The following is a 9,934-nucleotide window of genomic DNA, read 5'->3' on the forward strand; positions in this document are numbered from 1 at the left end:
ATATCGCAGCCGTTGTCACGACGGCCGTTGACGCACAGTCCGCGCGAAAGGCCCTTATCGACAGCGCCGCATGCGCTTGCCGATAAGAGCCTTCGCGCGTCCTGCGATCGGACTACTTACGTTCGACCTCGCGCATCTCGAAGGTCTCGATGACGTCGCCGATCTCGATGTCGTTGAAGGTTCCGAGGTTGATACCGGCCTCGTAGCCTTCCTTGACGGACTGGACGTCGTCCTTGAAACGACGCAGCGAGGAGATCTCCAGGTCGTTGACCGTGGCCACGCCGTTGCGCAGGATACGGCACTTCGTACCGCGCTTGACCTCGCCGTCCTGCACCATGACGCCGGCGATGTTGCCGAACTTGGACGAACGGAAGATCTCGCGAATCTCGGAGTGGGAGGTGACGACCTCCTCGTATTCCGGCTTGAGCATGCCCTTGAGGGCGGCTTCGATATCCTCGATGGCCTTGTAGATGATCGAGTAGTACTTGATCTCCACGCCCTCGCGCTCGGCGAGATCCGCGACCTGACGGTTCGGACGCACGTTGAAGCCGATGATGACGGCCTTGTCGACCGTGGCGAGGTTGACGTCGTTCTGCGTGATCGCGCCGACGCCGCGGTGGATGACCTGGATGCCGACCTCGTCGGACACCTCGATCTTCATCAGGGAGTCCTCGAGCGCCTCGACCGAACCGGACGAATCGCCCTTGATGACGATGTTGAGCATGTCGATCTCGGACTCGGCGAACTTCTTCTTGAAGTCCTCGAGGGAGACGACCTTGCGACGCTTGGCCAGCTGGGCGGCACGCTCGGTGGCCTGACGCTTCTCGGCGATCTGGCGCGCGGCGCGATCGTCGGAGGCCACGAGGAACAGGTCACCGGCGGTCGGCACGGAGGTCAGACCCAGCACCTGGACAGGCGTGGACGGACCAGCAGCCTCCATGACCTGACCGTTTTCGTCAAGCATGGCGCGGACGCGGCCGTACGAGGTGCCCGCCACGATGGCATCGCCAACGTGCAGGGTGCCCTGCTGGACGAGCACGGTGGCCACGGCACCGCGGCCCTTGTCGAGTCGGGCCTCGACGGTGGCGCCACGGGCGTCCATGTTCGGGTTGGCGCGAAGATCGAGCTCGGCGTCGGCCGTGAGCAGCACGGCCTCGAGGAGCTTGTCCACGTTGATGTTCTGCTTGGCGGAGATATCGACGAACATGGTGTCGCCACCGTATTCCTCGGGCACCAGGCCGAACTCGGTGAGCTGGCCGCGAACCTTCTCCGGGTTGGCGCCGGGCACATCGATCTTGTTGACGGCCACGACGATCGGCACCTTGGCGGCCTGCGCGTGGTTGATGGCCTCGACGGTCTGCGGCATCACGCCGTCGTCCGCGGCGACCACGAGGATCGCGACGTCGGTGAGCTCGGCACCACGGGCACGCATGGCGGTGAACGCCTCATGGCCCGGGGTATCGAGGAACGTGATCTTGCGGGATTCGCCGTCGAGCTCGACGGTGACCTGGTATGCACCGATGCGCTGAGTGATGCCGCCGGCCTCACGCGCGATGACGTTGGTCTTGCGGATCGTGTCGAGCAGTCGGGTCTTACCGTGATCGACGTGGCCCATGACGGTGACGACCGGCGGACGCGGCTTCAGGTCCTTGTCGTCCTGCAGCTCCTCCTCGTCAAGGTCGATGTCGAACTGCTGGAGCAGCTCCTTGTCCTCCTCTTCGGCGGACACGATCTTGATGTTCCAGCCGATCTCCTCACCCAGGATCTGGAAGGTCTCCTCGTCCAGGGACTGGGTGGCGGTGGCCATCTGACCCAAGTGGAACAGCACGGTGACCAGCGCGGCCTGATTGACGTTGATCTTCTCGGCCAGATCAGCGAGCGAGGCGCCCTGACGCAGACGGACGGTCTGACCGTTGCCGTTGGGGATGCGCACGCCGCCGATGGTCGGCGCTTTCAGCTCCTCATACTCATGACGCTTCGCCAGACGGTTCTTACGCGCCTTCGAGGACTTACCACCCTGACGGCCGAACGCGCCTGCGGCACCGCCGCGGCCACGACCGCCACCACGAGTCGCCGGACCGTTGGACGGACCGCCGTTCTGGAAGTTGTTGCCGCCACCCTGGCCGCCGCGGAATCCACCGCGTGCACCGCCCTGGGCGCCTTGGGTTCCGGCACCGCCCTGACCCGGACGGTTGTGGCCCCACTGGCCCGGACGCGGCGCGCCGCCGCCCTGACCCGGACGGCCATTACGGAATCCACCGCGGGTGCCGCCGCCCTGACCCGGACGGCCCGGACGGCCATTGCGGCCGCCTTCGGCGGTCGGACGTGCCATGGGATGCGGACGCGGAATGTCACCCGGCGTAGGCGTATGCATGCCCTGCTTACGGGAGAACGGGTTGTTGCCCGGACGCGGACCCGGCGTGTGCGGGCGCGGAATGGCGTTGGATGCGGCGTTGCCGTTGCCACCGGCGTTGGCACCCTGGCCCTGGCCATTGCCGTGATTGCCCGGACGCGGACCCGGCGTATTGCGGTTGTTCTGGTGCTGACCGGGCTGACCGCCGTTCGGACGGCCCTGACCCGGACGGCCCTGACGGTTGTTGTCACGGTTCTCGCGGCCCTCGCGACCATCCCTCTCCCTGTCGCGGTTGTCACGACGGTCATGCTGACCATGACGGCCGGGCAGTGGAGCACCGGGGCGTGCACCCTGCGGATGCGGAGCCGGAGCGCCGGGAACGGCGTGACGGGCCTGAGCCGGGGTCGGCGTAGCGGAAGCCGGAGCATTCGGCGCGGTCGGACGAGAGGTGTTGCCGGAAGCGGCGCTCGGCGCGCTCGGCGTAGCGGACGCCGCCGGCGCGGAAGGCGTGGGCACGGCAGGCTTGCGCGGGCCCGGACGACCGGCGTTCTTCGATGCGGGGGCGGACGACTTCTGCTCGCCCTTGCCTTCCTTATCCTTGGTGAGAGCGGCCTTCAGACGGCGCGCCACCGGAGGTTCGATGGTCGAGGAAGCCGACTTGACAAACTCCCCCATATCCTTGAGCTTCTCAAGAACGGTCTTGCTATCGACATGCAAGTCCTTGGCCAATTCGTATACGCGTGGTTTCGCCACTAATTACTCCTATCTGCGACCACGCGTGCATGGGCGTGGTCAATTGGTGATGACGGCAAGCTTGCCCTGTCTCATCGTGCGACCATGATCGTGTTACCTCGTCTCCGTGCGGGCGATTTCGCGCACACTGCGCCGCCCACATACGCCAATCAAGCATACTCATAGTGCTGGATAGCGGGCATGACAGCGAGCCGCGTCTCATCGAGGGACGCGGCTCGGACGAACATTCCCTGCCGGGCTTGGGATGAGCCCGGAATGTTCATGTCCGCCGATGGTGGCGAAGACGCCGGCCGAATCGGCGGACCGGGCGCGAATCAGTGATTCAGCGAATCAGGCTTCGGCCGGGGCATCACCGGCGGACTCGCCGGTCTCCTCGGCTTCGGCGGACTGAGCGGACTGCTCGGACTGCGCTGCGGCGGCCCGAGCAGCAGCAGCCGCCCTGGCCTGAGCCTCGAACTGTTCGGCCGCGAGCTTCTTGGCGTGGGCCTCGGCGGACTCGATGCCGATCTTCCAGCCGGTGAGCTTGGCGGCCAGTCGAGCGTTCTGGCCTTCCTTGCCGATGGCCAGCGACAGCTGATCGTCGTGGATGAAGGCGATGGCGGTCTTGTTCTTCTCGCTAATCACCTGCACGCCGGTGGCCACGGCCGGAGACAGCGCGGCGGCCACGAACTTGGCCGGATCATCGGAGTAGTCGACGATGTCGATCTTCTCCGGGCCAAGGCTCCCCATGACGGCACGCACACGGGCGCCGCCGGGGCCGATCAGCGCGCCCTTCGGGTTCACGCCCTCGGTGTTGGCCTTGACGGCGATCTTCGTACGGGCGCCGGCCTCGCGGGCGATCGCCATGATGGACACGGCGCCGGAGACCAGTTCCGGCACCTCACGCTCGAACAGGCGGCGCACCAGCTCCGGGTGGGAGCGGGAGACCACGATCTCCGGACCGCGAACGCCGCGCGCCACGTTGACCACGTAGACGCGGATGCGCTCGCCGTGGCGATAGCGCTCGCCCGGCACCTGCTCACGACGAGGCAGGATGGCCTCGACGTCGCCCATGGCCACATGCACGTTGGACGGATCGGATGCGTCCTGCTGGACGATGCCGGTCACCAGCTTGCCCTTCTGTCCAGAGAAGGCGCCGAAGATCTTCTCGTCCTCGACCTTGCGGAACAGCTGGGTGATGACCTGACGGGCGGTGGCGGCGGCCAGACGACCGAAATCATGCGGGGTATCGTCGTATTCCTCGCCGAGTCTGGGGGCCGGATGCGGATTATCCTCGGTGGGCTCCACCGGAATCTCGTCGGCGGCCCAGATGGTGAAGGTGCCGGCGCGCTCATCCAGCTCGACGCGGGCATGCTTGGCCGCGTGAGGGGTCTTGAGATAGGCGAGACGCAGGGCCTCGGCCAACGCCTCATCCAGGGTTCCGGGGTCGATTCCTTGCTCGGCGGCAAGCTTGTGCATTCCTGTCAGGTCCAGTTCCATCGATCCGTACCTCCTATGAAGTTATGTGGCGCATGGCCTTGAATGGTCACAGTTAGCTATTAGTGTAGGGTTCCATGCAGACACGCCCCCTCTGGTTTGATTCCGCACGTCGCGCCTTGGCCGTGGCGTGCGCCGGGGCAATGCTATGTTCGCTCACGGCATGCTCGGTGCCGCGTCTGGCGGGGCGCGCTGAGGCGGAGCGCACGATGAGCCCGTGCGAACAGGCGCTGACGCTGGTGAACGACCCGGATTGGGCCGGCGACGGTTCGCCGATGATGGTGCGGTTCGTGGCCGGGCAGTCCATTCCGTTGACGTGGATCGATGTGGCCACCTATTGCCCCGGCCGGTTCGGCGAGGGGGTATTGCGCGATGCGCAGACCAAGGCCCAGCTGTCGTCTTTGGCGGAACGCCTGGGCGGCGTGGCTCCGACCGTGACGCCGGCGCGTCTGGATGGTGTGACGTCGGCGGTTGCCGGGACCGATGTGCTGGACGCGATGGCCGTGGCCGAGGACCGCGCTGGGTTCGCGCTGGAGGTGCTGGCCGCGCGCGGGCAGACCGATGGCGCGACGCTCGCGCTGAGCGATATGCACAAAACCGCCGGGCAACAGCTGGTGTCATTGGCGGACGGCAGCTGGGGTGCCGGTTCGGGAAATTCCGGTGATTCCGGCGACTCCGATTCCGGTTCCGGTAGCTCGTCCGGTTCCGGCACCTCCTCCGACGACGGCGATAGCGGCAGTACCGCCGCCTCCGGTTCCAGCAACGGCACCGGCAACGCTGGAACGCACGCCGACCCCCGCAAGAAGGTCTACGACATCAGCCAATTGCTGGCCAATCCCACCACCATCGCGGACAAGGCCAGCGGGCAGACCGTGCCCACGGCCGCCGCCATCGAAATGGACTGCGCCCGCACCGAAATCAAGGCAGTCACCGACGCCGACGCCCCATTCGACGACACCACGCTCTCGATTCTCGCCGCCCTGGCCGCCAAACACGCCTACACCGCCATCCAACTCGGATACCCCGCCACCGACGCCGCGCTGTTCGAGTGAGGTAAAGAGCACGCAGAACATGCACGATGCCACCGACCCTGCACGACCGATGGCGTCCCAACAGCATCTCAACGCGTCCAAGAGCACCAACCAGCAAGGCGAATGCCCCTGATATAGTTGGAATTGGAATTTGGAATAATTAACGACGTCGTTGACCTGCACGTAGTATCGCAGAAGCTCGCGGAAGGCAAATCATGGTATCGGACGATTACAAAAATCCCGAATCAACCAGCGACACCAATCAACGGCACGCCCATGACGGCAGTGGCATCCGCGGTTTCTGGAATCAGTTGAAGCAGCACGCTATCAGCGTATGGTTCAGTTTCGTCGGCGTGATTCTGCTGGTGGCTGTCGGCGGAAACCTCATCGGCGAAATAACCCTGCGAATGGATTGCACCGAAATCACCGACGGGGTTGTGACACAGATGATCCGCATCGAAGACGAGGACGACGACGAGGATTCCGGCCCCACCTGGGCGCCGGTGTTCCGGTATGGCGTAGACGGAAGAATCTACGAGCAGCAATCCTCGACGTCGTCGTACCCGCCGAAATACAAGGTGGGGCAGGCTGTAACCATACGGTATGATCCAGCCGATCCGAAGCGGTACGTGGCGGATGGCGACCATACTGCTCTTGTTTTATACGGCGCCTTAACAGTCCTGTTTCTCGGATTCACGGCTGCGCTGCCCGTAGCGATGATCACCAGTAAACGCCAACAATCCAACGAGACCTGATCGTCCTTGCGGCAAGGCGAGAGACCAGCGCGGATTCAGTGGCACGCAGCATATCCACGAACCTCCAACATGCTCAGCAAATCCAGAAAAATCTGACGCCAGCCTCCAGCCACCCGCCACCGATGCCGCGTGGTTCAGGTGAGCCAAGGATTAGGCCCAAAAGGCAAGATGCCGCTGGCCTTGCACGACCAACGGCATCGCGTCGCCAAAGATGAGGGGACGGACAACACGCCCCACCTTACGAAATCCAACGAGACCGAAGCTTCAAGTGGCCACCTAAAAAGAGTCCCGAAGTTGGACAGATTCCGTATTGGCATATTCAGTATAAATCGGGCAGTCGCATACACACCCCTTTACCGCAAACGGCTTTCCGGGACGCTACGGGCATCGCCGATTCCTGCCTTCACAGTCAAATCGGCATCGGCCCCACTCAACATCGGCAAGCCAAACGCTACTTCACCCGCACGGCCGTCCAGGAGACCGGCGGCAGGGTCACGTGGATGGTGCCGGTGGCCGGGTCGAGCGTCGCCGTGTCGTTGTCGTGCAGGGTCACGCGCGTCTGATCGTCCAGCGTATTGACGGCGAGCAGGTCGTCCTCGTGCAGGGTCTGCGCATGAACAGTCGTGCCATGGCCTTCCGGCAGACGGATTTCGAAGTCGTTGGCCGCTTCCAGCGAACGGTTGGTGACGAACACGGTCACCGCGCCGTCGGCGCCACGCACCGCTACGGCATTGATCGTGGGTACCTCGCCGTACTTGGCGGTCTCGTACGTGCCCGAGGCGAGCTTGGGCTCCAGCACCGTGCCGCCCTTGGCGTACTTGGCGGTCAGCGCGAACGGGTAGAACGTGGTCTGGCGCCAAGCGGGGCCGCCGGGCTCGGTCATGATCGGGGCGATCACGTTGACCAGCTGGGCAAGGCTCGCGGCATGAACACGGTCGGCGTTCCTGAGCAGCGTGATGAGCAGATCGCCGAACACCACGGCATCAACGGCCGAATACACATCCTCCAGCAGACGCGGCGCCACGGGCCAGTTGCCGATGCCTTCCGGATTCCTGCTCGGCTCCTCACCGAGATACCACACATTCCATTCATCGAACGAGATGAACACCTCATGCCCGCTCTTGAGCCGGGCCTTCGTGGCATCGATGGCCGCCGCCACATCCTTGATGAAACCGTCCATATCCACGCCGGAAGCCAGGAAACTGGCCATGTCGCGGGTGCCGTCGGCCTTGAATTCGGGATGGTAATAGGCGTGGCAGGAGACGAAATCGACATTCTCATACGTCTTGCCAAGCACGGTCTCCTCCCATGCGCCGAACGTGCCCATCGCATGACTGGACGAGCCGCACACCACCAGCTCCACATCCGGGTCGATCATGCGCATGCCGGCCGCCACCGACGCGGCAAGCTTGCCGTAATCCTCGGCGTTCTTGTGACCGGTCTGCCACGGGCCGTCCATCTCGTTGCCCAGACACCACATCCTGATGCCGAACGGCTCATCGGCACCGTTGGCACGACGCTCCTCGGAAAGCCTGGTGCCACCGGGGATGTTGGCGTACTCCAACAGATCCAGCGCATTCTCCAGACCACGCGTGCCGAGGTTCACGGCCTCCATCAACTCGTTGCCACCCACCTTGTGCAGCCACTTGGCCATCTCATGCAGACCGAACTGATTGGTTTCGGTGGAATGCCACGCCAGATCAAGGCGACGCGGCCGGTCCCCCTTGGGGCCGACGCCATCCTCCCAACGGTAGCCGGACACGAAGTTGCCACCGGGATAACGGATGGTCGTCGCGCCAAGCTCGCGGACCAGCTCGATGACGTCCTTGCGGAAACCGTCCTCATCCGCCTCCGGATGACCAGGCTCGTAGATGCCGTCATACACGCAACGGCCCAGATGCTCGACGAACGAGCCGAACAGGCGATCATTGACCGGTGCGACCTCAAAGTCGTTGTCCACGATCAGGCGGGAGGTCTGGGGTTCCGGAGAATGCGAAGAGGTCGAAGTCGTGGTAATCGGCTGCGTCATTGCTGGCTCCTTTGTTTTACGAATCGTCTGCGGGAATGTTCTTTTCGGATCACATCGTTGTTTTCTCTATAATCTGTATGCATAACTCTATGCCGCGTTTTGGGAATCCAACGGCAGACACTCAGGAGATGTCCCAAGGGCGCCGCGAAGCGCCCGCGCACCCGTCAAATCTCACATGTGAGCCTTCCCACGTTCCGGGCTATGGCGTGTCCGGCCGCGCGCGGATACGCTGGCCGCAAGTGTCGAACGGCACCTGTCATCACCGATACCGAAGGGGACCATCATGACCGATACGACCAATCCGAACACCAGCAGCGCCGTTGACGGACTGCTGAAGGGCGAGACCATTCTGGTCACGGGCGGCGCGCGCGGACTGGGCGAGGCCATCACCCGCGCAGCCGTGCAGGCCGGCGCGAACGTCGTCGTTGACTATTTCCACAGCGCCGAGAAGGCCAAGGCGCTCGAAACCGAATACGCCGGCCGGGTGACCGCGATCCAGGCCGACGTCACCAACGAGGACGACGTGGCCCGGCTGTTCCGCGACGCGAAGGCCGCGCTGGGCACGCCGGTCACGGGCGTCGTCAACAACGCGCTGGTCAGCTTCTCGTTCAACGGCGACGACCGTCCGAAGGCCGACACCATCACCTGGCAGGATTTCGAGCATCAGCTGCTCGGCGCGGTGAAGGGCTCGGTCACCGTCATCCAGCAGGCGCTGCCCGGATTCGAGGAGGCCGGCTACGGTCGCGTGCTGAACATCGGCACCAACCTGTTCCAGAACCCGGTGGTCCCCTACCACGACTACACCGCCGCCAAGGGCGCGCTGCTCGCCGTGACCCGCACGTTCGCGCAGGAGCTCGGTCCGAAGAACGTCACGGTGAACATGGTCTCCGGCGGACTGCTGCGCACCACCGACGCCAGCAGCGCCACGCCCGACGCCGTGTTCGACATCATCGCCCAGTCCACGCCGCTCGGCCATGTGACCACGCCGCAGGAGCTCGCCGACGCCGCCCTGTTCTTCCTCTCCCCGCTCTCCCGCGCGGTCTCCGGCCAGAACCTCATCGTCGACGGCGGGTACGTCAAGGGCTGATCGGGATTTCGTCGTGACGCACACGGGTGAAATCCCACGGGTCGAATCGCAGTATGCCGGTGAGCGTGCATTCATTGGGGGATTTCTGAAATTGCCCAATGAACGCACGCTCACCGCCGCATGTCGAATGCAGTAGCCGCCGGCCGCAAGCACATTGCCCTGTTTTATGACTTAACAGGGAGCTCTACTAAACCCCACGGCATTGAATCCAGCTTTACGGCTCTTCACATTTTGGCGTAAGAGCCAAAAGCCCCACACACAGTTCTGAAGTGTCCTGATTTTTGTTCCGTCTCTACTGTGAGACGGCCTGTGCCGCCTGCTGTCGATAATACTCGTTCTCCACGTCCTGTGGTGTCCTGTAGCCCAGTGAGGCGTGCAGTCGTTTCGAGTTGTACCACGCCACCCACCGCATCGTCGCGTATTCCAGTTCGTCGGCCGTCCTCATAAGGG

General features: G+C 64.0%; 7 protein-coding genes. 3 read left to right on the forward strand and 4 right to left on the reverse strand.

Features of this window, described 5'->3' with window-relative positions; genetic code table 11:
- Positions 1-112: 112 nt before the first annotated feature.
- Both infB and nusA read right to left on the reverse strand, forming a co-directional pair.
- Positions 113-3,106, reverse strand: coding sequence for a translation initiation factor IF-2 (gene infB / locus BG22_RS05845; RefSeq protein WP_140494030.1), 2,994 nt, complete (start codon positions 3,104-3,106; stop codon positions 113-115).
- A 330-nt stretch (positions 3,107-3,436) separates the two neighbouring features.
- Positions 3,437-4,585: a transcription termination factor NusA gene (gene nusA, locus BG22_RS05850; RefSeq protein ID WP_140494032.1), complete on the reverse strand. Its 1,149-nt coding sequence runs from the start codon at positions 4,583-4,585 to the stop codon at positions 3,437-3,439.
- Between the two features lie 206 nt (positions 4,586-4,791).
- On the opposite strand from nusA, the gene BG22_RS05855 reads away from it, so the two are divergent.
- Together BG22_RS05855 and BG22_RS05860 are read left to right on the forward strand one after the other, a co-directional pair.
- Positions 4,792-5,634 (forward strand): hypothetical protein, encoded by an 843-nt coding sequence (locus BG22_RS05855; RefSeq protein WP_181163405.1) that lies wholly within the window; start codon positions 4,792-4,794, stop codon positions 5,632-5,634.
- A gap of 194 nt (positions 5,635-5,828) precedes the next feature.
- Positions 5,829-6,368 carry a DUF3592 domain-containing protein gene (locus BG22_RS05860; RefSeq protein WP_140494036.1) on the forward strand — a complete coding sequence of 180 codons (540 nt, stop codon included), beginning with the start codon at positions 5,829-5,831 and terminating at the stop codon, positions 6,366-6,368.
- Positions 6,369-6,819: 451 nt separating this feature from the next.
- Here the strand turns inward: BG22_RS05860 and BG22_RS05865 are convergent, their stop codons facing one another.
- Positions 6,820-8,397 carry an alpha-N-arabinofuranosidase gene (locus BG22_RS05865; protein ID WP_140494038.1) on the reverse strand — a complete coding sequence of 526 codons (1,578 nt, stop codon included), beginning with the start codon at positions 8,395-8,397 and terminating at the stop codon, positions 6,820-6,822.
- A gap of 283 nt (positions 8,398-8,680) precedes the next feature.
- Between BG22_RS05865 and BG22_RS05870 the strand changes: the two genes are divergently transcribed.
- Entirely contained in the window at positions 8,681-9,484 is an 804-nt protein-coding gene (locus tag BG22_RS05870; protein WP_140494040.1) for a 3-oxoacyl-ACP reductase, read from the forward strand.
- 292 nt (positions 9,485-9,776) lie between these two features.
- Here the strand turns inward: BG22_RS05870 and BG22_RS05875 are convergent, their stop codons facing one another.
- Positions 9,777-9,929: an integrase core domain-containing protein gene (locus BG22_RS05875; protein ID WP_258186230.1), complete on the reverse strand. Its 153-nt coding sequence runs from the start codon at positions 9,927-9,929 to the stop codon at positions 9,777-9,779.
- Positions 9,930-9,934 lie beyond the last annotated feature (5 nt).

Origin of the sequence: Bifidobacterium sp. UTBIF-78, assembly GCF_006408945.1 — a bacterium.
GTDB classification, from domain to species: domain Bacteria; phylum Actinomycetota; class Actinomycetes; order Actinomycetales; family Bifidobacteriaceae; genus Bifidobacterium; species Bifidobacterium myosotis.

What these genes read in the sequence shown, in the direction of transcription:
- BG22_RS05870 (WP_140494040.1), top strand. Translation starts at nt 8,681, where the DNA reads ATGACCGATACGACCAATCCGAACACCAGCAGCGCCGTTGACGGACTG.
- BG22_RS05855 (WP_181163405.1), top strand. Translation starts at nt 4,792, where the DNA reads ATGAGCCCGTGCGAACAGGCGCTGACGCTGGTGAACGACCCGGATTGG.
- BG22_RS05865 (WP_140494038.1), bottom strand. Translation starts at nt 8,397, where the DNA reads ATGACGCAGCCGATTACCACGACTTCGACCTCTTCGCATTCTCCGGAA.
- nusA (WP_140494032.1), bottom strand. Translation starts at nt 4,585, where the DNA reads ATGGAACTGGACCTGACAGGAATGCACAAGCTTGCCGCCGAGCAAGGA.
- BG22_RS05860 (WP_140494036.1), top strand. Translation starts at nt 5,829, where the DNA reads ATGGTATCGGACGATTACAAAAATCCCGAATCAACCAGCGACACCAAT.
- BG22_RS05875 (WP_258186230.1), bottom strand. Translation starts at nt 9,929, where the DNA reads ATGAGGACGGCCGACGAACTGGAATACGCGACGATGCGGTGGGTGGCG.